The 21,538-nt window shown below is 62.0% G+C and carries 18 protein-coding genes; 12 read left to right on the top strand and 6 right to left on the bottom strand.

Going from position 1 to position 21,538, the window contains the following annotated elements:
- Window positions 1-67 precede the first annotated feature (67 nt).
- The 4 genes from SRB521_RS01115 to lysA form a co-directional block, all read right to left on the bottom strand.
- Window positions 68-1,927 carry a sigma-54 interaction domain-containing protein gene (locus SRB521_RS01115; RefSeq protein ID WP_116721532.1) on the bottom strand — a complete coding sequence of 620 codons (1,860 nt, stop codon included), beginning with the start codon at window positions 1,925-1,927 and terminating at the stop codon, window positions 68-70.
- A gap of 134 nt (window positions 1,928-2,061) precedes the next feature.
- Window positions 2,062-3,483, bottom strand: a complete 1,422-nt coding sequence (locus tag SRB521_RS01120; protein WP_033118459.1) for a Na+/H+ antiporter NhaC family protein — start codon at window positions 3,481-3,483, stop codon at window positions 2,062-2,064.
- Between the two features lie 37 nt (window positions 3,484-3,520).
- Window positions 3,521-4,873, bottom strand: a complete 1,353-nt coding sequence (locus SRB521_RS01125) for an N-acyl-D-amino-acid deacylase family protein (protein ID WP_116721531.1) — start codon at window positions 4,871-4,873, stop codon at window positions 3,521-3,523.
- 13 nt (window positions 4,874-4,886) lie between these two features.
- A complete protein-coding gene (gene lysA, locus SRB521_RS01130) occupies window positions 4,887-6,182 on the bottom strand; it encodes a diaminopimelate decarboxylase (RefSeq protein WP_058116892.1) in 1,296 nt (431 codons plus the stop codon).
- A 415-nt stretch (window positions 6,183-6,597) separates the two neighbouring features.
- Here lysA and SRB521_RS01135 point away from each other — a divergent pair, with 415 nt between their 5' ends.
- The 4 genes from SRB521_RS01135 (at window position 6,598) to SRB521_RS01150 (ending at window position 9,931) form a co-directional block, all read left to right on the top strand.
- Window positions 6,598-8,208: a peptide chain release factor 3 gene (locus SRB521_RS01135; protein ID WP_033118456.1), complete on the top strand. Its 1,611-nt coding sequence runs from the start codon at window positions 6,598-6,600 to the stop codon at window positions 8,206-8,208.
- Window positions 8,209-8,347: 139 nt separating this feature from the next.
- Complete coding sequence (locus SRB521_RS01140; protein WP_075705089.1) at window positions 8,348-8,773, top strand: hypothetical protein; 426 nt, start codon at window positions 8,348-8,350, stop codon at window positions 8,771-8,773.
- 180 nt (window positions 8,774-8,953) lie between these two features.
- The gene (locus tag SRB521_RS01145) at window positions 8,954-9,382 is read left to right on the top strand and encodes a cell wall hydrolase (protein ID WP_116721530.1); all 429 of its coding nucleotides are present in this window, start codon (window positions 8,954-8,956) and stop codon (window positions 9,380-9,382) included.
- A 66-nt stretch (window positions 9,383-9,448) separates the two neighbouring features.
- Window positions 9,449-9,931 (top strand): hypothetical protein, encoded by a 483-nt coding sequence (locus SRB521_RS01150; protein WP_116721529.1) that lies wholly within the window; start codon window positions 9,449-9,451, stop codon window positions 9,929-9,931.
- A 265-nt stretch (window positions 9,932-10,196) separates the two neighbouring features.
- On the opposite strand, the gene nifJ is transcribed toward SRB521_RS01150, so the two are convergent.
- Window positions 10,197-13,760, bottom strand: coding sequence for a pyruvate:ferredoxin (flavodoxin) oxidoreductase (gene nifJ, locus SRB521_RS01155; RefSeq protein ID WP_116721528.1), 3,564 nt, complete (start codon window positions 13,758-13,760; stop codon window positions 10,197-10,199).
- Window positions 13,761-13,993: 233 nt separating this feature from the next.
- Here nifJ and SRB521_RS01160 point away from each other — a divergent pair, with 233 nt between their 5' ends.
- The 6 genes from SRB521_RS01160 (at window position 13,994) to SRB521_RS01185 (ending at window position 19,458) form a co-directional block, all read left to right on the top strand.
- Window positions 13,994-15,514 carry a YifB family Mg chelatase-like AAA ATPase gene (locus SRB521_RS01160; protein WP_116721527.1) on the top strand — a complete coding sequence of 507 codons (1,521 nt, stop codon included), beginning with the start codon at window positions 13,994-13,996 and terminating at the stop codon, window positions 15,512-15,514.
- A gap of 51 nt (window positions 15,515-15,565) precedes the next feature.
- The gene (gene thiI, locus SRB521_RS01165; RefSeq protein ID WP_075705093.1) at window positions 15,566-16,738 is read left to right on the top strand and encodes a tRNA uracil 4-sulfurtransferase ThiI; all 1,173 of its coding nucleotides are present in this window, start codon (window positions 15,566-15,568) and stop codon (window positions 16,736-16,738) included.
- A 37-nt stretch (window positions 16,739-16,775) separates the two neighbouring features.
- Window positions 16,776-18,035 (top strand): competence/damage-inducible protein A, encoded by a 1,260-nt coding sequence (locus SRB521_RS01170; RefSeq protein WP_075705094.1) that lies wholly within the window; start codon window positions 16,776-16,778, stop codon window positions 18,033-18,035.
- Window positions 18,032-18,415 (top strand): DUF5655 domain-containing protein, encoded by a 384-nt coding sequence (locus SRB521_RS01175; RefSeq protein WP_116721526.1) that lies wholly within the window; start codon window positions 18,032-18,034, stop codon window positions 18,413-18,415. The genes SRB521_RS01170 and SRB521_RS01175 overlap by 4 nt, the downstream gene beginning before the upstream one ends.
- A 271-nt stretch (window positions 18,416-18,686) precedes the next feature.
- Entirely contained in the window at window positions 18,687-19,097 is a 411-nt protein-coding gene (locus SRB521_RS01180; protein ID WP_116721525.1) for a DUF4367 domain-containing protein, read from the top strand.
- A 130-nt stretch (window positions 19,098-19,227) separates the two neighbouring features.
- Entirely contained in the window at window positions 19,228-19,458 is a 231-nt protein-coding gene (locus SRB521_RS01185; RefSeq protein ID WP_075705096.1) for a hypothetical protein, read from the top strand.
- Between the two features lie 581 nt (window positions 19,459-20,039).
- Here SRB521_RS01185 and SRB521_RS01190 read toward each other — a convergent pair.
- Window positions 20,040-20,399: a DUF6514 family protein gene (locus tag SRB521_RS01190; protein WP_075705097.1), complete on the bottom strand. Its 360-nt coding sequence runs from the start codon at window positions 20,397-20,399 to the stop codon at window positions 20,040-20,042.
- A gap of 67 nt (window positions 20,400-20,466) precedes the next feature.
- Between SRB521_RS01190 and SRB521_RS01195 the strand changes: the two genes are divergently transcribed.
- Together SRB521_RS01195 and SRB521_RS15910 are read left to right on the top strand one after the other, a co-directional pair.
- Window positions 20,467-21,051, top strand: a complete 585-nt coding sequence (locus SRB521_RS01195; protein WP_257534797.1) for a helix-turn-helix domain-containing protein — start codon at window positions 20,467-20,469, stop codon at window positions 21,049-21,051.
- A 213-nt stretch (window positions 21,052-21,264) separates the two neighbouring features.
- Window positions 21,265-21,417 carry a hypothetical protein gene (locus SRB521_RS15910; RefSeq protein WP_158453349.1) on the top strand — a complete coding sequence of 51 codons (153 nt, stop codon included), beginning with the start codon at window positions 21,265-21,267 and terminating at the stop codon, window positions 21,415-21,417.
- Window positions 21,418-21,538 lie beyond the last annotated feature (121 nt).

Raw genomic sequence — 21,538 nt, forward strand, 5'->3', positions numbered from 1 at the left:
TTCCTGACATATGTCGAAAATATCATACTCCCATTTTTGACATATGTCAATATGAGGAGAAAAAACGTCACTTGATCCCATAGTGTTGCAGACGTTCGTAGAAGCTGGACTTTTTCATCTCCAGCAGCTCCATGGCCCGGCGCTTGTCGCCCTCTGCGGCCGCCAGAGCGCGGAGAAGCGCCTGTTCCTCGGCGTATTCCAGCTGGGCTTTCAGCGGACCGGAGAGGACGGGGGCGGCTTCCGTCGGACGCGCGCCCACGGGGGAGAGTTCGATCTCCTCAGGGCCGATGATGCTGCTCTCGCATACCGCTACCGCCCGCTCGATGACGTTGCCCAGCTCCCGGATATTGCCCGGCCAGGTGTGCTGGAGCAGCTTCTCCACTGCCGAGCCGGAGAGCTTTTTGGGCGGGATGCCGTACTGGGCGCAGACGGACTCGGTGAGACTGCGGCTGAGGAGATAGAGGTCCGAGATACGCTCACGCAGGGGCGGGATGCGCAGGGAAAAGACGTTGATCCGGTAGTAGAGATCCTCCCGGAAACGGCCCTCGCGCACGGCCTTCCACAGGTCCTGATTGGTGGCGGAGAGGATACGCACGTCCACGTTGGTGGGCTTGGTGGCACCCACGCGGTAAAACCGCTTGTTCTGGATGGCGTAGAGCAGCTTGACCTGGGCGCTCATGGGGATCTCGCCGATCTCGTCGAGGAAGATGGTGCCGCCGTCCGCCTGCTCAAAGTAGCCCGGCTTTCCGCCGGAGAGGGCTCCGGTAAAGGCTCCGCCCATATAGCCGAAGAGCTCGCTCTCAAAGAGGTCCCTGGGGATGGAGCTGCAGTTGACCTCCACGAAGGGGCCGTCGGGCCGGGAGAGACGGTGAATCTCCCGGGCCAGTTGGGACTTGCCGGTGCCGCTCTCCCCTGTGATGATGACGTTGCACCTGGCCTGGGCAGCCTTGAAGGCCAGATATTTGACCCGCTGGATGGGGGGAGAGCTGCCTGCAAAGTCGGGAAAGGCGTTGGCCGGGACCCGCATGGCCTGGTTGTCCACGTTGAGGCTGGCCTGCTCCACCTTGGTGATGAGCTCGTTGCGCTGGTCCAGCAGCTTGTGCAGCTCGGAGAGGTCGGTAAGCTTGAGCACGGCGCCGCGGACATGATTTCCTTCCCGCACCGGCAGAATGGAGCAGAGCATGAGACGCTTGTTGATGTAGAGCTCCTCGTCCAGCGTGGCCCCGCCTCCGCCGGAGAGGAGGCGGTCCATGCGCTGGGTGAGCTCACAGGGCTGAAAGAGCTCAAAAAAGTCCCGGCCGATGACGCTGAACTCGGTGGTGCCGTCATTTTTCGGCTGGAAAGTTCCCCCCTCCAGGAGTCCTTTCAGATCCTCGTGACGGATGGTACAGCCCTTTTCCTGATAAAATTTTACCTTCCCGGTCCCGCCGTCCACCACCACCAGGTGGGCCATGGAGCGGAGATACCGGAGGTGGTAGGGCTCGCCCCCGACGGAGATGGTCAGCAGCTTTTCGTACCGGCTCACCGAAAGGCGCACCTCCAGGCCGCCGCAGCGGCCCTCCAGACACAGCGCCTGGGGCATGGCGTATGGTCCGCAGCGGCGGTAGAGGGGCTTGGACCCTCCTCTGTGATAAACGCCGGCGGCCAGCACCACGTCTCCGGGGCGGAGCTCCGGGTCGCGGATATTCAGATGGGAGAGGTCCTCCGGCGTCATGCCGCCGTCATCGTCCCCCAGCATGTTGTCCGCGATGAGCACAATGTCTCCCGGGAGAATGGAGCCGGCGGGATGGGAGCGCCCGCCCTCCAGGACGATGCCGGTGATCTCCTTGGCCTTACGGTTGAAGTGGGTGACGATCCCGCCCGCGTTGACGCAGACGATGCCCTCACCCACGATTTCGGTTATGGTGTCGAGCAGCTTGCTTTCCATATCGGGGGCCTCCTTTCCGGTGTTAAGGTGCTTTCATTATAGGACGAAGGAGGGCGCGGCACAAGTGCGGAGGAAAAAGACGCTCCGCTCCGGCAACAAGCCGGGGCGGAGCGCTGAAAGGAGGGGGTAGGATATTACATAATAAAGCCCAAAAATAGATAGAAGATAATAGAGAGAACGGCAAACGCGAGACAATAAGGAAACTGTGTTTTGATATGGTCGATAATATTACACCCAGTGGTGGAACAGGTCATAATAGTAGTATCTGAAATGGGAGAGCAGTGATCACCGAAAATACTACCACCCCATACAGCACCTGCCACCAAAGGAATATCTACGCCCAGCTGGAGAGCCATAGGTAGGCAAATCACCGAGGTGATCGCCATAGTACCCATAGAAGTACCGGTGGCAAAAGAAATAAGACAGGCCATCAAAAAGACAAGAACGGGCAGGAGAGAGGGAGAAAGAAATTGCTCAAAGATGGAACAAAGATACAGTCCGGTGCCAAGTTGGGAGACCACGCCTCCCATGGTAAAGCCGAAAATTAAAATCATAGCGATGGAGAGCATGCCAGACGCACCTTTGAATGCCACATCAATGAACTGTGATAGGTTGTAAATTTTTTGGGTTATACACAGAATACCGGAAGCAACTAAAGCAAGGAAGACGCCCCACAGAAGGGCATTCATGCCGTTACCATCTAAAGGATTCCCACTGCCAGTGACCGTCAGTACAACTAATACGCCCAGGATGAGAACAGCAATGGGAATGAGCATATTGCGGGCCAAAGGACGGTCGGTATCCAAATAACTTTTGTCATCGCTCACTTCGTCTAAAGAAGTAGCAGATGAGGGCGAATCCAATTCACCAGTGGTGTCAGCCCGCAGCTCAGCGGCTTTCAAAGGGCCAAAATCCTTGCGGAGCAGGCAGAGTAAAAGAGAGCCGAGGACAGCCAGCATACAATAGAAGTTTAATGGTATGGATTGGACCAACAGTGTGGCTGCTCGGGACTCCTCTACGCCGCCGGAAGTGAGGTAACCGATCATGGCGGCACCCCAGCCGCTCAATGGGAGCAACACACAAACTGGTGTAGAAGTGGCATGGACCAAGAATGCTGATTTTTCATGTGAGACCCGCATGGCATCGTTAACTGGACGAGTAACAGAGCCGACAACAAGACAACTAAGAGAGCCCGAGGTAAAGACTAGAACGCCTACTAGCCAAGTAAAAATATTGGCGGCCCGTTTAGACCTGATAACTCCTTTTTTTCGCACCATAATTTCGACAAAGCCTTCAATTCCGCCGGAGCGCTCAATGATATAGATTAACGCGCCAATCATAAGAATGGAGGCAATAACAATGGTGTTGCTGTGGCTCTCGAATGTGGTGATAAAACCATTAAGGGTGGCATTAAGCGCAGAGATGATGTGAAAACCATCAATAACGCAGAAGCCAAGGAATACACCAATAAACAGAGAAATAAATACATTTTTAGTAATAATTGCCAAAACAATAGTCAACAACGGCGGCAAGATTGATAGAAACCCAAATTCCACAAGACTCTCCTCCTAGTATTTAATGAATTCGGAGAACTCACTTTCTCAATGCCCGGCCCAGGTCAGAACGGACAACCCGGTCATGGTCTACAGCCACCTCCCCTCCGACGAGGACGTAGTCAAAGCCCTCTGGTCCGGCGTTGGGCTGGTCAAAGGTAGCGCGGTCCGCGATTCGGTCCAGATCCAGCACCACCACGTCGGCATCGGCGCCGCTGCGGAGGTTCCCTTTGTGGGAGAGCCCCAGCTTGGCGGCGGGCATGGCGGTCATTTTGTACACTGCCTCGTCCAGACTGAGACGTCCGCTTCCGACGTAATTGCGCACAAAACGGGGAAAGGCGCCCGCTGCCCGGGGATGTCCCTGGCCGTTGTCCATGAGGCCGTCGCTGGCCAGCATGATGTTGGGGTGGAGGAGGGCCATGTCCACGTCCTCCGGCTTCATCACATGGCAGACGGTGATGGTACGGGGGGCCTCCCGGCGAAGCGTCCGGAAAATGGCCTCCGTGCAGCGCTGCCCCTTGTAGGGGCCCTCGCAGACCTCGATGACGGAATAATCCGTCTGATACCGCTCCAGGAAACCGTCGTCATAGGTGGTCTCTCCGATGCGGGTGCTGAAGGCATAATAGGGATAACAGTCGCCGGACAGATCCATACCGTTGGCCCGGTAGGCGTCCATCATGGCAAGCAGCCGCTCCATCTGACCGAAGCCGCCCATGCTGCCCACATGAGAATTCTGCACCGGGAGATCCAGCGCCCGTCCCACGTCGATCAGTTCCTGTACCGCGCGGAAAATGTACGCCGCGTCGTCCCGGACGTGGGCAGCGATGAATTTGCCGGACTTCCGGCAGCCGCGGGCCGTCTCCACCATCTCATCCATGGAGATGCCGGGTACATAGCGGATGCCGAAGGAGATGCCGAAGCAGCCCGCCTCCAGCGCCTCCTGTGCCAGTCCGGAGAGACGGCGGAGCGCATCGGGGGTGATAGGAGCATATTTGTCCAGGTGTCCGGCCTGCTCCCGGAGAAAGGTGTGCCCAGCCAGCAGCCCCATGTTGACGGGCCCGCCGTCCCGGTCCATAAGCTCCAGGTATCGGATCGGGGAGACGGTGTTGATGCCGCAATTCCCGCCGATGGCGGTGGTGACGCCCATCCTCAGCATGGAGGTCATGATGCTGGGGATCAGGCGGTCCCGGACCGGATCATAGGGGTCCTCGTGCATGTGGATGTCGATGAAGCCAGGACAGACATATTTTCCGACGGCGTCCAGAACAACGTCGGCCTCGGGCTCGTCCTGCACGGTGGCCAAGACCTTTCCGTCCTGAAGGAGGAGGTTGTTCCTGGCATGAATATGGTTGGCAGGATCGATAATGGTGCCGTTTTTGATCAGGGTTCTCATGCTGCGGCCTCCCTCAACTGTTCAGCGACGCCGGGATGATCTGATTCCGGATCAGATCCTCATAGCTCTGGCGCCGGACCATCAGCTCATCCCGCCCGTCCTTGACCAGGACCACTGCGGGGATGGGGTTGCTGTTGTAGTTGCTGGCCATGGAATAGCCATAGGCGCCTGTGGAGAGGACGGCCAGAATGTCGCCGCTTTCCGCTGCTGGGAGCGCCGCGTCCCGGAGCAGGATATCCCCGGATTCACAGCACTTGCCGCAGACGGTGACCGTCTCGGCCGGCGCTGCGTCCGCCTTGTTGGCCAGGATGCCCCGATAGACGGCCTGATAGAGGGCGGGACGGATGTTGTCCGTCATGCCGCCGTCCACCGCCACATATTTGCGCACGCCGGCGATCTCTTTGATGGCCCCCACGGTGTAGAGGGAGAGAGCGGCGTCCCCGACGATGCTGCGGCCCGGCTCAATGACCACGGCGGGGCGGGGGAGCTCCAGCGCGTCAAAGCAGGCGGCGATGCGTTCCAGCATGGGGTCCAGATAATAGCGGTAGGGCCTGCGCTCCTCCGTGGTGTAGGTGATGCCGAATCCACCCCCCAGGTTGAGCTCTGAGACGCGGACGCCAAAGCGGTCCCTGACCTGTCGGACCAGCTCCAGCACCGCCTCCACCGCCTGGAGATAGGGGGAGGCGTCGAAGAGCTGGGAGCCGATGTGAAAGTGAAAGCCCAGAAAGTCCACATGGGGCGCAGCGACGGCCCGCTCCACAGCGGGATAGATGACATCCTCATCCAGGGGGAAGCCGAACTTGGAGTCCTTTTTGCCGGTGACGATGTAGTCATGGCTGTCCGCCTTAACGCCGGGAGTCACCCGGTAGAGGACCTTCATCCGCTTTCCTCTGGCGGCGCAGAGGGCTTCAATGGCCTCCAGCTCGTGGGCCCCGTCCACGATGATCCGGCCCACGCCCCGGTCCACGGCCAGCTCCAGCTCGCCGGGGAGCTTGTTGTTGCCGTTGAACTCGATACGCTCGGGCGGGAAGCCGGCTGCCAGGGCGGTGTAGAGCTCGCCGCCGGACACCACGTCCACGCACATCCCGGCCCGCTCCACCAGCCGGCACATGCCGGTGGTACAGAAGGCCTTGGCCGCATAGGCGACCCGGCTTCCCGGCCAGCGGTCCAGAAAGTCCCGGCGCAGCTCGTCGAAGCGGCGCTCTATGGCGGTCTGGGAATAGACGTACAGAGGGGTTCCATATTTCTTGGCCAGCTCCGTGACGTCACAGCCATCGAAGAAGAGCCTGCCGTTTTTGGTTTCCATCATATGATCGGACCTCCTTTTTGGTACCGCCTATAGAATAAGCAAATTTCATGCCAACCAGAGGGCGGGACGCCGCAGCCCCTGCCCCGCTAAGAAAAAGCGCCGTCAGCGGCCCGGCCGCCAGAAAAAGATGGTCCAAAATATCGGAAAAATAGCAGCAGAATGCTCCGAAAATTCGGACTATCAAGAGCAACAAATGCGGCATCTCTGGACGGGAGCCCTCTTGAAGAGAAGGCCCGCATGAGAGAAGCCCGGGGCCATGGGGCCGGAGAGACGGACCGCCCTCCCTGGCCGCCGCCTGTGAAAAAAGGTGCGGGTTTTGTGGAGCTTTGGGCGGAGGTACGTCCATTTTCCTTGCAATTCGGCGGGAGAGTATGCTACAATAAAAAGACTTGTAAAACGCTAGGAGGCCGCTGCCTTGTCCAAATACGAATCCGAAATCTCACGCCGCCGCACCTTTGCCATCATCTCCCATCCCGACGCCGGCAAGACCACCCTGACCGAGAAGTTCCTGCTCTACGGCGGAGCCATCGCCCAGGCCGGTGTGGTCAAGGGAAAAAAGAACAGCCGCGCCGCCACCTCCGACTGGATGGAGATCGAAAAGCAGCGCGGCATCTCCGTCACCTCCTCGGTCATGCAGTTCCAGTATGAGGGCTTCTGCATCAATATCTTGGACACCCCCGGTCACCAGGACTTCTCTGAGGACACGTACCGTACCCTCATGGCCGCCGATTCGGCCGTTATGGTCATTGACGCGGCCAAAGGCGTGGAGGCCCAGACCCGGAAGCTCTTCAAGGTGTGTGTGATGCGGGATATCCCCATCTTCACCTTTATCAATAAGATGGACCGGGAGGCCCGGGACCCCTTTGAGCTCTGCGAGGAGATCGAGAAGGAGCTGGGGATCGACACCTATGCGGTGAACTGGCCCATCGGCTGCGGCAAGGACTTCAAGGGCGTCTACGACCGGAACAAGCGGGAGATCATCCACTTCACCTCCAACGGCGGCGCCAGGCAGGCCACGGCGGTAGAGGTGGGCCTGGACGACCCGGAGCTGGACGGCCTGATCGGCCCTGCCTTCCGCACACAGCTCCAGGACGACATTGAGCTGCTGGACGGCGCTTCCTGTGACTTTGATATGGAGCGAGTGCGCCACGGAAAGCTCTCCCCCGTGTTCTTCGGCTCTGCCCTCACCAATTTCGGCGTGGAGCCCTTTCTGGAGGACTTCCTCCGCATGACCACGCCGCCCCTGCCCCGCCAGGCGGGGGAGGTGATCGTGGACTCCATGGACGACGAGTTCTCCGCCTTCGTCTTCAAGATCCAAGCCAATATGAACAAGGCCCACCGGGACCGTATCGCCTTTATGCGGGTGGTCTCCGGGCGCTTTGACGCGGACAGGGAGGTCTACCACGTTCAGGGCGGCAAGAAGATCAAGCTCTCCCGGCCCCAGCAGCTCATGGCCGCCGAGCGGGAGATCATTGAGGAGGCCTACGCCGGAGACATCATCGGCGTCTTTGACCCCGGGATCTTTTCCATTGGCGACACGCTGTGCGCGCCGGGGAAGAAGTTCCGCTTCGACCCCATCCCCACCTTTGCGCCTGAGCACTTCCGGCGGGTCCGACCTCTGGACACCATGAAGCGCAAGCAGTTTCTCAAGGGGATGGAGCAGATCGCCCAGGAGGGCGCCATTCAGATCTTCAAAACCCCCTATACCGGCATGGAGGAGGTCATCGTGGGCGTGGTGGGTACCCTCCAGTTCGACGTGCTGGAGTACCGGCTCAAAAACGAGTACGGGGTGGAGCTCTATATGGAGGGACTGCCCTACGAATATCTGCGCTGGATCGAAAACGACACCGGCGAGCCCATAAAGGAAGAGCAGCTCATTCTGGGCACCGACGTAAAGCTGGTGGAGGACTACAAGGGGAACCAGCTCCTCCTGTTCGCATCCCAGTGGTCCATCCACTGGGTCCAGGACAAGAACAAGGACCTGACCCTCACCGAGTTCGGCGGGGCCCGGGACAGCCAGGGCTGAAAACAACGGAGAACAAAAGAGGTCCGGACCGCATGGAAGCGGCCCGGACCTCTTTTTTCTTTCCCGAGCGGGAGAAAAAGTGCACCAAGATCAGCGGATTTGTATAGAATGAAGCAGTTCTCAAGAGGAGGGCGGCAGGATGGAGGAGGAGCAGGAAAAGACGCTCTGCGCACAGCTTGGGGTGGTAGACGATTCCCTGTTTTTTTTACTGCTGATCATTGCCGCCACACTGCTCTCCTTCTGGTCGGTGTCCCTCCAGCGAAAGGGGCTCTGCCTCACCATCCAGGGGGAGACGGAGACCGCCGGACAACTGCCCCCTATCTATCCCATCCGGCACAAGGCCTCCGCCATCATCGTCGGCGCGCTGGGCTTTTTCCTGTGCCTGGCTCTGCGTACGCTGGAGGAGGCGGAAGAGGGCGGCGACTGTGTGGCGAAGCGGTCGGCACGGAGCAACCTGTGGGCATCCTTATTTGTGCTGCTGGCCGCCATGCTCCGCTATCAGGACCTGGATTTTGTGGAGCGGTGCCAGGCCTCGCTGGAGGAGGAGGACACGCTACCAGACTGAGAACCTGTACTGACAAGCATTCCGCAGCATCGGGGCGGGGCCTTCCCGCCGTACCGCGTTGATTTTCTTTGCCATACACGGAATATGGCGGCATCAATCGCCTTGTCCAACGGAAAAGCCACGCCCGCCTGCCGTGCCCTGCTGATGTGTACAGGTTTTGATTTCCTTGGGGGGAATGTTATGACAGATTTGGAGATTTTGGCACGGATCGTCCAGTGTGAAGCTGGGGGAGAGGGGGAACAGGGGATGAAGGCCGTGGCCTGCGTGGTGATGAACCGGGTCCATGTGGACTACGGGGAGTACGGCAGGCTGGCGACGATCAGAGAGGTGATCTACCAGATGGGCCAGTTTGACTGTGCCCGGGAGACCATTCGAGGCAAATACAACGCCCAGAATATTTACAACATGTCCGTGGAGGACATCCACTACGACATTGCGGAGTGGGCCATAGCCGGGAACCGTCTGACCAACCTGGGCTTTGCCCTGTGGTATTTCAACCCCTTCAGTCCAAGCTGCCGGCCCAATTTCCCGTCCAATGTGGGGGAGTTCATGGTGCGCATTGGGAACCACTGTTTCTACAACCCCACCGACGCTTACGCGGATACATAGCATGGGGAAGGGCCGGCAGAGGACCGGCGGCGATCCCCAATTTTCATGATGGAGGAGAATGGTTTTATGAATCAGTTTTATCCCGACGGGATGCGTGACATGGCCTTGAACCGGGCCCAGGAAAACGGCGGACTGGTGACGCCTCCCGAAGAAGACTTCAATACCGACGCCATGCGGGGCTCCATGCAGCAGATCCTGGCCGACAACCTGGGCAATTTCGTGGTGTGCGAATTCCTGGTGGGGACCCAGGCCATGACCCGGAAAGAGGGAATCCTGTACAATGTGGGGCGCAGCTATATGACCCTCTATGAAGAGAACAGCCAGACCTTTGTGGTCTGTGATATCTTCTCGGTGAAATTCGTAACCTTCTATCTGCCCGGTCAGCGTCCCGGACAGAGCGGAGGGGGCATCAGCGTCCCCACGGTGAATATTCCCGGGGTGGGCACCGTTCCGGCGGGTCCTTATGGGATCGGAACGGGCTCCGGAGAAGTGGGGAGCAGCACACAGCCCCGCTCCACCGGCAACCGCTCCCTGGGCGGCAGCCGATAGGCGCGGAAGAGGAGCAGAGAGAGCGGCCCGGCGGAAATCCCGCCGGGCCGCTTCGGCTTTTCGAAAAGGAGGTGCCGCGCAGGATTAGCACCGGGGGAAAAGTGTGAAAGGGGGGCGGTGAGCCCCCACTTTCACGTACAGTCAAGCACTGTTTCGACACCGTCGAAACAGTCATTCGACTGCCCGCTGCGCGGCAGTCGAAGCGGCCCGGCGGGAAATCCTGCCGGGCCGCTTTTCAAATGCGTTTATGGGTTTTGGGAATGGATCAGGCGTAGAGCTCCTGGAGCTTGACCAGATGCTCGTAACGGGCCTTGGCCAACGCCTCGTTCTCCTGGAAGAGCTTCTCGGCGCGTTCCGGGAAGGCGCGGGTAAGAGCGGAGTAGCGGGCCTCGTTCATGAGGAACTCCTGATAGCCGCCGGCGGGGGCCTTGGAGTCCAGGGTGAAGGGGCTCTTGCCCTCGGCCTTCAGAGCCGGGTTAAAGCGGAACATGTTCCAGTAGCCGCACTCGACGGCCTTCTTCATCTCGCTCTGGCAGTTGGTCATGCCGCCCTTGATGGAGTGCATCTCACAGGGGGCATAGCCGATGATGAGGGAGGGGCCGTGGTAGTTCTCGGCCTCGGTGATGGCCTTCAGGGTCTGGGCGGGATTGGCGCCCATGGCCACCTGGGCCACATACACATAACCGTAGCTCATGGCGATTTCGGCCAGGGACTTCTTGGGCATGGTCTTGCCGGCGGCGGCAAACTGGGCCACAGCGCCCACATTGGTGGACTTGGAGGCCTGACCGCCGGTGTTGGAGTACACCTCGGTATCAAAGACCATCACGTTCACGTCCTCGCCGGAGGCCAGCACATGGTCCAGACCGCCGAAGCCGATGTCGTAAGCCCAGCCGTCGCCGCCGAAGATCCAGATGGACTTCTTGGCGAGGAACTCCTTGCGGGCCAGAATCTCACGGGCCAGCTTGCAGGCGTCGCAGCCGCAGTCGCCCCGCTGGGAGACAATGGCCTCCAGGGCGGCCACATACTTCTTGGTGGCCTCAGCGTTGGCCACGCCGTCCGCCATGGTATCCAGCCATTCCTGGCCGGCGGCCTTGATGTCCTCGTCGGCGTAGTCGATGGCGAGGAGAGCCTTGGTCTGCTCGGTCAGGCGGTCACGCAGGGCCTTCTGGCCATAGTAGAAGCCCAGACCGTGCTCGGCGTTGTCCTCAAAGAGGGAGTTGGCCCACGCGGGACCCCTGCCCTGCTTATTGACGGTGTAGGGAGAGGTGGCGGCGGGACCGCCCCAGATGGAGGAGCAGCCGGTGGCGTTGGAGATGTACATCCGGTCGCCGCAGACCTGGGTGATGAGACGGGCGTAGCTGGTCTCGGCGCAGCCAGCGCAGGAGCCGGAGAACTCCAGCAGGGGCTGCTTGAACTGGCTGCCCTTGACGGAGGTGGTGTCGGCCACGTCGTCCTTGTCGGCGACTTTGGCGACCATGTAATCAAAGACAGGCTGCTGCTCGGCCTGGGACTCCTGGGGAACCATCTCCAGGGCCTTCACCGGGCACACGCCCACGCAGACGCCGCAGCCCATGCAGTCCAGGGGGCTCACGGCGATGGAAAACTTGTACACGCCCTTGCCCTTGCCGGCCTTGAAGTCCACGATCTTGGCGGCCTCGGGGGCGTTCTTGGCCTCCTCGTCGGTCAGCGCGTAGGGACGGATGGTGGCGTGGGGACAGACATAGGAGCACTGGTTGCACTGGATGCACTTGTCGGCGTTCCAGGTGGGGACCATGACGGCCACACCGCGCTTCTCATAGGCGGCGGCGCCCTGCTCGAAGGTGCCGTCCACGTGGTCGGAGAAGGCGGAGACGGGGAGGCTGTCGCCGTCCATGCGGCCCACAGGCTCCATGATCTCGGTGACCATCTTCACGGTGGAGTCACGACCCTCCAGCTTCTCCTCCTTCACCTCGTCGGCGGCGGTGGCCCAGGAGGCGGGGACGTTGAACTTCTTGAAGGCGGTGGCGCCGGTATCGATGGCCTTATGGTTCATATCCACCACGTCCTGGCCCTTCTTCAGGTAGGAGTGGGTGGCGGCGTCCTTCATGTAGCCGATGGCCTCGTCCTGGGGCATGACATTGGCCAGGGCGAAGAAGGCGGACTGGAGGATGGTGTTGGTGCGCTTGCCCATGCCGATCTTGGCGGCCAGGTCGATGGCGTCGATGGTGTAGACGTTGATGTGGTGCTCGGCGATGTAGCGCTTGGCCACGGCGGGCATGTGCTTGTCGAGCTCCTCATCGCTCCACTGGCAGTTGATGAGGAAGGTGCCGCCGTCCTTGACGTCGCGGACCATGGGGAAGCCCTTGATGATGTAGGCGGGCACGTGGCAGGCCACAAAGTCGGCCTTGTTGATGTAGTAGGGGCTCTTGATGGGCTTGTCGCCAAAGCGCAGGTGGCTGATGGTCACGCCGCCGGTCTTCTTGGAGTCGTACTGGAAGTACGCCTGCACATACTTGTCGGTGTGGTCGCCGATGATCTTGATGGAGTTTTTGTTGGCGCCCACGGTGCCGTCGCCGCCCAGGCCCCAGAACTTGCACTCGATGGTGCCGGCCGCCGCGGTGTTGGGGCAGTCGTGCTCAGGCAGGGAGAGGTTGGTGACGTCGTCCACGATGCCGATGGTGAACTCGTGCTTGGGCGCGTCCTTGGCCAGGTCCTCGTAGACGGCGAAGACGCTGCGGGGAGGCGTATCTTTGGAGCCCAGGCCGTAGCGACCGCCGGTGATGACGGCCTGACGGCCGGCGTTGGCAAAGGCGGTGATCACGTCCATGTAGAGGGGCTCGCCCTGAGAGCCGGGCTCCTTGGTGCGGTCCAGGACGGCGATCTTCTTGGCGGTCTCCGGGATGGCGGCCAAGAGCTTGTCGGCGCGGAAGGGGCGGTACAGGCGGACCTTCACGAGGCCGACCTTCTCACCATGGGCGTTGAGGTAGTCAATGACCTCCTCGGCCACGTCGCAGATGGAGCCCATGGCGATGATGACGCGGTCGGCGTCGGGCGCGCCGTAGTAGTTGAAGAGCTGGTAGTTGGTCCCCAGCTTGGCGTTGACCTTGCCCATGTACTCCTCCACGATTTCGGGGACGGCTTCGTAGTACTGGTTGCAGGCCTCGCGGTGCTGGAAGAAGATATCGCCGTTCTCGTGGGAGCCGCGCATGGTGGGGTGCTCGGGGTTCAGGGCACGGGCGCGGAAGGCCTCGATGGCGTCCATGTCCACCATGTCCTTCAGATCCTCGTAGTCCCAGATGTCGATCTTCTGGATCTCATGGGAGGTGCGGAAGCCGTCAAAGAAGTTGAGGAAGGGGACGCGGCCCTTGATGGCGGCCAGATGGGCCACTGCGCCCAGGTCCATGACCTCCTGGGGGTTGGTCTCGGCCAGCATGGCAAAGCCGGTCTGGCGGCAGGCCATAACGTCGGAATGGTCGCCGAAGATGTTCAGGCTCTGGGTGGCCACGGTCCGAGCGGAGACGTGGAACACCGCGGGCAGCAGCTCGGCGGCGATCTTATACATGTTGGGGATCATCAGCAGCAGACCCTGGGAGGCGGTATAGGTGGTGGTCAGGGCGCCGGCGTTCAGTGAGCCGTGCACGGTGCCTGCGGCGCCGGCCTCGGACTGCATCTCGATGACCCGGACGGGATCTCCGAAAATGTTCTTGCGGCCTGCGGCGGCCCACTGGTCCACATTATCGGCCATGGGGCTGGAGGGGGTGATGGGGTAGATACCGGCAACCTCCGTGAACGCATAGGAGACATGCGCCGCGGCGGTGTTGCCGTCCATGGACTTCTTTTTCCTTGCCATGCTTTGTTTCCTCCTTATTTAAATGGATACAACTCCATTTTTTCGCCCTTTATAGTATCACTCCTCGCTTCATTTGTAAACCGCATCTTACTTCCAACGAAGATTTTCGGCGATGAGACCAAAATTGGCCCCTCCAATTTGGCGAAACGGAAAAAATGACGAAGTTCTAAACTTGAAAACCCCTGTAAAATAGGGTATAGTTAAGAGAAATGTTCCGGAAAGAGGGGCGGGCCATGCTGTGCAAACTCAATTCCTTGGGACTCCACGGCGTCACAGGATATCTGGTCGCCGCGGAGTGCGATCTCTCCGGGGGGCTGCCCAATTTCGACATTGTGGGCCTGCCCGACGCGGCGGTGCGGGAGGCCCGGGAGCGGGTGCGCGCGGCGGTGAAAAACTGCGGGTTTACCTTTCCGGTCTCCCGCATCACCGTCAATCTGGCCCCGGCGGACCGGAAAAAAGCGGGCACGGTCTATGACCTGCCCATTCTGGTGGGGATCCTGTGCGCGGGGGGCCAGCTCCCCGCCCCGCCGGCGGATGCGGCCTTTGTGGGGGAGCTCTCCCTCTCGGGGGAGGTGCGGCCGGTGGCGGGGATGCTGCCCATGGCGCTGGCGGCCCGGGCGGCGGGGCTCCGCACCCTCTTTGTGCCGGCGGACTCGGCGCCGGAGGCCACGCTGGCCGGGGGCATGACGGTCTATCCGGTGGAGGATGTGCAGGCCCTGACGGCCCATCTCCGGGGAGAGCGCCCTCTCCCGCCCGCTCCGGTCTGGAGGCCGGAGCCGGAGAATGGGGACGCGCCGGATTTTGCCGACGTCAAGGGCCAGGAGCAGGTGAAGCGCTGCCTGGAGATCGCCGCCGCGGGCGGACACAACCTGGCCATGGTGGGGCCGCCCGGCTCAGGCAAGAGCATGCTGGCCCGGCGCCTGCCCTCCATTCTGCCGGATATGACCCGGCGGGAGGCCCTGGAGGCCACCGCGGTCCACTCGGTGATGGGCCTTACGGGGAGAGAACGGCCCATGCTGACCCTGCGGCCCTTCCGTGCGCCCCACCACACCATCTCCGCCATGGGGATGGCGGGGGGCGGCGCGCCTGCGCCCCGGCCGGGGGAGATCTCCCTGGCCCACAACGGCGTCCTCTTTCTGGACGAGCTGCCGGAGTTCCACAAGGACGTGCTGGAGGCCCTGCGCCAGCCGCTGGAGGACGGGCGGGTCCAGATCTCCCGGGCCTCCGGGACCGAGGTGTTTCCCAGCCGCTTCATGCTGGTATGCGCCATGAATCCCTGTAAGTGCGGCTGGTACGGCCACCCCTCCGGGCGCTGCCGCTGCTCGCCGGGAGAGGTGGAAAAATACCTGGGCAAGCTGTCCGGCCCCCTGCTGGACCGCATCGACCTGTATGTGGAGGTACCTCCCCTGGAATACGAGGCTCTCTCCCGAAAGAGCGCCGGGGAGTCCTCGGCGGAGATCAAGCGCCGGGTGGACGCCGCCCGGCGCAGGCAGACCGAGCGCTTCGGCCCCGACGGCCCGGACTGCAACGCCCGTATGGGGCCCGCCGAGCTGGAGCGCTGCTGCGCCCTGGACGGGGACTGCCGGGCCGTGATGAAGGGTGCCTATGAGCGCATGGGCCTGACCGCACGGAGCTATGACCGCATCCTGCGGGTGGCCCGGACCATCGCGGACCTGGAGGGGAGCCCCGGCATCCGGGTCCACCACCTGGCCGAGGCCATCCAATACCGGGAGAGCGGCTATTTGCGGCGGTGACAGGGCATTGTCCGTCCCCGCCCGCCGCCCGAAAGGAGTTAGACAAAATTTATGACCGAAATGATCCTGCTCAAGCTGGGCGAGCTGGTGCTCAAGGGCGCCAACCGCCACACCTTTGAGGACAAGCTCAAGTCCAACATCGCCCGGCGGCTGCGCCCGCTGGGCAAGTTCCGGGTGTACACCCGCCAGTCCACCACCTATGTGGAGCCCCTCAGCGACGCCTGCGACATGGACGCGGCCTACGAGGCCATGAAGCACGTGTTCGGTGTGGTGGGGATCTCCCGGGCCAAAGCCTGTGAAAAGACCCGGGAGGCTATGCTGGAGACCGCCCGGAGCTATCTGGGGGACAAGCTCTCGGCCGCACATACGTTCAAGGTGGAGTCCAAGCGGGCGGACAAGTCCTTCCCCATGACCTCCATCGCCCTGTCCCAGTGGGTGGGCGGGGAGCTGGACGACCTCTATCCCAACCTGCAGGTGGACGTCCACCAGCCGGAGCTCACCGTCCACCTGGAGGTGCGGGATTACGCCGCCTTCGTCCATGCCGACCCGGAGCCGGGGGCGGGCGGCCTGCCGGTGGGGACCAGCGGGCGGGCGCTCAGTCTGCTCTCCGGCGGCATCGACTCCCCGGTGGCCTCCTGGATGATGGCCAAGCGGGGTGTGGCCCTGGAGATGGTCCACTTTTACTCCTACCCCTACACCTCCCCCGAGGCCAGGGAGAAGGTGCTGGAGCTGGCCAAGCTGCTCACCCCCTGGTGCGGACGCCTTACGGTCCATGTGGTGCCCTTCACCCACATCCAGGAGGAGCTGCGCCGCTCCTGTCCGGAGGACTACTTCACCCTCCTCATGCGCCGGTTCATGATGCGCATCGCGGAGGGGGTGGCCCGGCGCACGGGCTGCCGCGCCGTGGTCACCGGCGAATCCCTGGGACAGGTGGCCTCCCAGACCATGGACGCCATGGCCGTCACCGGGGCCGTCACCGCGCTTCCCATCTTCCGGCCCCTGGTGGGGATGGACAAGGAGGAGGCGGTCCGCATCGCGCGGAAGATCGGCACCTTCGAGACCTCCATCCTGCCCTATGAGGACTGCTGCACCGTGTTCACGCCCCGCCATCCCCGCACCCGGCCCCGGCTGGAGGATGTGGAGGCCATCGAGGAGCCCCTGGATGTGGAGGGTCTGGTAAAAGAGGCCCTGGAGGGAATCGAGCGGGTCCAGGTGGGCGGCTGAGAAAAATCTGCGGGAAGCCAGGAAGAAGGAAACGCATATGCCTCATATCGCGGAACTCATCGCCGTGGGCACCGAACTGCTCCTCGGCAATATCGCCAATACAGACGCCCAGATGATCTCCCAGGGCCTTTCGGAGCTGGGCATCCACGTCTACTACCACACGGTGGTGGGGGACAATCCCGCCCGGCTCCGCTCCGCTGTGGAGATCGCCCGGCGGCGGGCCGACATCCTCATCACCACCGGCGGCTTGGGGCCCACCTGCGACGACCTTACCAAGCAGACTCTGGCCCAGGTCTTCGAGCGGGAGCTGGTCTTTGACGAGCCCTCGGCCCAGCGCATCTGCAGCTACTTCCAGCGCCTCCACCCCGACAGGCCCATGACGGAGAACAACCTCCAGCAGGCCATGCTGCCGGAGGGCTGCACCATCTTTGCAAACGACTGGGGCACCGCCCCCGGCTGCGCCTTTGAGGCGGAGGGGGTACGGGTCATCATGCTCCCCGGCCCCCCCAGGGAGTGCCGGGCCATGTTCACCCACCGGGCCCTGCCCTACCTCAGGGCTCTGGCCGACGGCACCATCGTATCCCGAACGCTGAAGATATTCGGGATGGGGGAGTCCTCGGTGGAGGCCCTGCTGCGGGAGCGCATGAACGCCATGGCCAACCCCACCCTGGCCCCCTACGCCAAGGAGGGGGAGATGGAGCTGCGCATCACCGCCAAGGCCCCCACCGAGGCCGAGGCCCGGGACCTCATCGCCCCGGTGGAGGAGGAGCTGCGGGACCTGCTGGGAGACGTGATCTACGGCGCGGACGTAAAGAGTTTGGAGGAGGTGGCCTTCGCCCTGATGGAGGCCCAGGGCCTCACCTTCGGCACGGCGGAGTCCTGCACCGGGGGCCTGGTGGCCAAGCGCATGACGGATCTACCGGGCGCCTCCGCCGTCCTGAAGGGCGGCGTAGTGAGCTATACCGACGAGGTAAAGCACAATGTGCTGGGCGTACCACAGGCGCTGCTGGATCAATACGGGGCCGTGTCCCCCCAGGTGGCCGAGGCCATGGCCCGGGGCGCCCGCAGGGTACTGGGGTGCGATCTGGCCGTCTCCACCACCGGCGTGGCCGGGCCGGACCCGGACGACCGGGGGAACCCCGTGGGACTGGTATATGTGGCCCTGGCCGGCGCGGAGTTCTGCCATGTGCAGGAGCTCCATCTGGGAAGGGGGCGCGCAATGGTGCGCAGCCGGGCCTCCCTTCACGCCCTCGATCTGGTGAGGCGGTATCTCACCGGCCGGCCGTGGGCGGAATGACGGCGGAGGCGCTGGCCTTTTTGGGCGCACAGCCGGAGCGCACGGCCATTTTTGAGGCCGTGGAGGCCGCCGTGGCGGAGCTGGGCGAGAGCGCCATGGAGGTCAAAAGGTCCCAGATCTCCTGGAAGGCCCCCAGGCTGTTTGCCGCCCTGTCTCTTCCTCTGCGCGTGGGGAGGCATTGGCCGGAGGGGGCTCTGGTGCTCACCTTCGGCCTGGGGCGGCGGCTGGAGCACCCCAGGATCTTTCAGGCCGCGGAGCCCTACCCCGGCCGCTGGACGCATCATGTGGTGCTGACCTGCCCCGGGGACGTGGACGGAGAGGTGAGCGCCTTTCTGGCCGAGGCCTATTGGTTCGCCCGGACCAAAGGACGGGGAACATAGCAGGCGGAGGCGCGGGACGGTCAAGCCGTCCCGCGCCTCCGCGTTTCAAAAAATTTTACCCGGCCTGCAACATCTGCGTTTCCTGAGCTGTATATAAGGCGGAACGGCAAACGAGCCGTTCCACGCCTGAGCCATTTTAAAAGCAGAAAGGAAAACGTACGATGAAAAAGATTGTGACATTTGCGCTCTGCGCCGCTATGGCCTCTCCCTCGCCGCCTGTGATGCCGGGGCGGACGGAAAGGCAAACGGCAATGCCCAGACCACCGCTGTTGTGCAGATCCCAGAACCGTGGACGGACTGCGAGAGCCTGGAGAAGACCGCCGAGCTGACCGGCTTTGACATGGCGGCGCCCGACGCCATAGATGGATTTTCCAGCCGGATCATCCGCGCGATGGACAAGGATATAATCGAGGTGATCTATCAGACCGAGAACACGGATGAGGGCGAGATCCGCATTCGCAAGGGCGTGGGCGGCGAGGACATAAGCGGCGACTACAACCGGTACGCCGAGATCAGCACAGTCCATGTCGACGACCTCCGGGTGACCATGAAGGGCGCCGACGGTCAGATCAGCCTGGCGATCTGGACCAGCGGCGGGTATGCCGATTCCATCGGGCTTGGCGGCAGCGCCGACGGCGTCTCCAGCGGCGAGATGTCCGCACTGGTTGCCGCCGTGCGGTAAAGACAAATGGAGAGCGGGCCGTGGAGGAACGCTCTGCGCGGCTCGCTCCCTTCCGGCAGACTGGAGGAGGAATCGCGATGGAAGCTTGCCTTGTGAAGAGATATCCGGCCCGGGGCCGGCTTGAACAGGCGTGGCGGCGATCCGCGCCCTCTGGAGCAGGGCCTGCCCGAGCTGTGCCGCCGGCGGGGAGCGTCCGGCGGGAGAACGCGCGGACCACGAGGCCGTCAACCGCCGGGCGGAGCGGATGCTCAGCGACTACGGCAACAGCATTTTTCGCCTGGCCTATTCCTATCTGCACAACCGGAGCGATGCGGAGGAGGTCCTGAGGGAGGCGTATGACTTTGAAGAGACGGTACGATGAGATCATGGATAGAGTCGAAGTGACCGACGAGATGCGCCGGCGTATCCTGGACAAGCTCCAGGAGACCGAGGCGGGGCCCCGGCCAGCCGGGGCAAGTGCGGTACGGGTCCCCCGGCGGTGGAAGGGATACATGGCCGTCTGCATCGCGCAGCAGTTGGAGTGGGAGGCCCCGCAGCCCCGGGGCCTGGCCTCGCCCAGCATACACTCCAGCTTGCGGATCTTATTGCAGCCAAAGAAGCTCACGCCGGTGAGGTCGTCCGGCCTGAGCCAGAGCTCCACGCACAGCCCGGCGGAGAGTCGCTCCGCCCGATGCAGGGGCGTGGGAAAGAAGCCGAGCTCCGCCCTGGGCAGAGCGGACAGGCGGGCTTTGACAGAGAAGATGGATTCTACAGGATTCCCTCGCCTTCCAAAGTGTGGCTGCCCCCGGTATAGCAGATCCCCCGGGGGAATGCCGTCACTGGCCGGGAAATCGAACAGAGACCGTCGCAGCCCAGCTGCGGCGGCCTCTGTCTGCTGCGTGCGGAAAAGGCAGTGGAACGGCGCAGGATGGGCCCCGCCCGTTCCGGCGGGGCTCCCGCGGATCAGAGGTCGGCCAGCCAGTCCTCCACGGCCTCCCGAAAGTGGAGGGGAGAGAGTTGGGCTGCGTTGAAGCGGGCGGCCAGCGCCAGGACCTCCTCGCTGCGGAGGGAGAGGTCGCAGAGGGCGGAGACGGGCTTCCACACGCCGCGGAGATACTGGCAGCAGAGCAGACCGTAGGCTACGTAGCGCCCCAGTTCCGGGGAGTGGAGCTCGGTACAGACCACCTGATAGGCGTACTGATCCGGAAAGGGACGTACCTCCTCCGTCAGTGCCTTGAGCTTGAAGCGGCGGAGATCCCGACGCTCGTTGGACTGCGTCAGCGCCGGGTGCCGCTGATGATACGGACGTTTCCTCTGAAGCAAAAAAGCTCGCTCCCTTCCATATTTCCTTTTACAAATCCAGAAAACAATGTTATACTGTATTCGCGCTATGGAAAAAAATTCTTGCAAATCCAGACACAGTAAAAACAACATATTCATTGTATCCGCTGGGCGGAAATTGTTCAATACCCAAAGATGGTGTAATAAACCTACGGATGGTGGAATATATTGTGGATGGGAGCGGACGGGATTGATCGCGCTGAGGTTGAGACAGTTGAAGATGGAACGAGGTTTGACCAATTCGGAACTGGCCGAGCTCACCTGTACCCCCCTCTCCACGATCGTGCGGCTGGTGAGCGGTCAGACCACCAATCCCACCTGGGACGTGATGCTGTCCATCGCGGAGGGGCTGGACGTTCCGATGGACGAGTTCTCCACCCGGCAGAACAAGCGCACCATCCGGGAGAACGAGATGAATCACATGCAGAAGTACCGGGTACTCGGCAGCAGCGGAAGGCAGGCGGTGGACGAGTGCCTGGAGCGGGAATATGTACAGTGGCTGAGGCTGCTGCAAAAAAAGGGAAGCAGGATCTCCTACAAGGAGACCATCGACCGGATCTATGACCTGGACAAGGAAAAGCTGGACCGCCTGCTCTCCCTGCTGGATGAGCTTGAGAGGAGAGGCCAACTTTAAAATTGGTGCGATCAATATTAAAATTGGCATAGAATTGCGCGGACGTGTGGGGCCGAAATGGTGAGAAAAGGTGGCCTGTACCGGTAAGAAACGGGCGGGAGGGTGCGAGAAGGGGAAATATGCACAAAAAACAGGAGAAATTTGATTTGACGCCATGGTGTATCATAGAAGTGAAATCAGGGGGGCGCAGCTCCCCAAGAAGAGGTGTCAGATATGTCCCTGAAGGTGGAAAAGAAAGACGCGGCGAAGGCCCATAGCGGCGCAAACAAGACGCAGAGCAGGCGGTATCCGCTGGCTCCGCTGTCCAATAACGGCGTGTCCGCCCGGGGCGGCGGCCTGTGGGTGGAGATGGCCAAATACGCCTAGGGCTCGTTTGAATACGGCCTTGCCGGGCATATCGCCGGTCTCCAAACAGGTCCTGCGTCTGAGCTCGTTTCCCGGAAAAAGAGCCCCCAGGAAGGGTTTTGGAAAATGGACCGGCGCCGCA

The organism is Intestinimonas butyriciproducens (genome assembly GCF_004154955.1).
Lineage (GTDB): Bacteria > Bacillota > Clostridia > Oscillospirales > Oscillospiraceae > Intestinimonas > Intestinimonas butyriciproducens.

What these genes read in the sequence shown, in the direction of transcription:
- SRB521_RS01170 (WP_075705094.1), top strand. Translation starts at nt 16,776, where the DNA reads ATGCCTCATATCGCGGAACTCATCGCCGTGGGCACCGAACTGCTCCTC.
- SRB521_RS01125 (WP_116721531.1), bottom strand. Translation starts at nt 4,873, where the DNA reads ATGAGAACCCTGATCAAAAACGGCACCATTATCGATCCTGCCAACCAT.
- SRB521_RS01145 (WP_116721530.1), top strand. Translation starts at nt 8,954, where the DNA reads ATGACAGATTTGGAGATTTTGGCACGGATCGTCCAGTGTGAAGCTGGG.
- SRB521_RS01175 (WP_116721526.1), top strand. Translation starts at nt 18,032, where the DNA reads ATGACGGCGGAGGCGCTGGCCTTTTTGGGCGCACAGCCGGAGCGCACG.
- nifJ (WP_116721528.1), bottom strand. Translation starts at nt 13,760, where the DNA reads ATGGCAAGGAAAAAGAAGTCCATGGACGGCAACACCGCCGCGGCGCAT.
- lysA (WP_058116892.1), bottom strand. Translation starts at nt 6,182, where the DNA reads ATGATGGAAACCAAAAACGGCAGGCTCTTCTTCGATGGCTGTGACGTC.
- SRB521_RS01150 (WP_116721529.1), top strand. Translation starts at nt 9,449, where the DNA reads ATGAATCAGTTTTATCCCGACGGGATGCGTGACATGGCCTTGAACCGG.
- SRB521_RS15910 (WP_158453349.1), top strand. Translation starts at nt 21,265, where the DNA reads ATGTCCCTGAAGGTGGAAAAGAAAGACGCGGCGAAGGCCCATAGCGGC.
- SRB521_RS01140 (WP_075705089.1), top strand. Translation starts at nt 8,348, where the DNA reads ATGGAGGAGGAGCAGGAAAAGACGCTCTGCGCACAGCTTGGGGTGGTA.
- SRB521_RS01115 (WP_116721532.1), bottom strand. Translation starts at nt 1,927, where the DNA reads ATGGAAAGCAAGCTGCTCGACACCATAACCGAAATCGTGGGTGAGGGC.
- SRB521_RS01160 (WP_116721527.1), top strand. Translation starts at nt 13,994, where the DNA reads ATGCTGTGCAAACTCAATTCCTTGGGACTCCACGGCGTCACAGGATAT.
- SRB521_RS01195 (WP_257534797.1), top strand. Translation starts at nt 20,467, where the DNA reads ATGGAAAAAAATTCTTGCAAATCCAGACACAGTAAAAACAACATATTC.
- thiI (WP_075705093.1), top strand. Translation starts at nt 15,566, where the DNA reads ATGACCGAAATGATCCTGCTCAAGCTGGGCGAGCTGGTGCTCAAGGGC.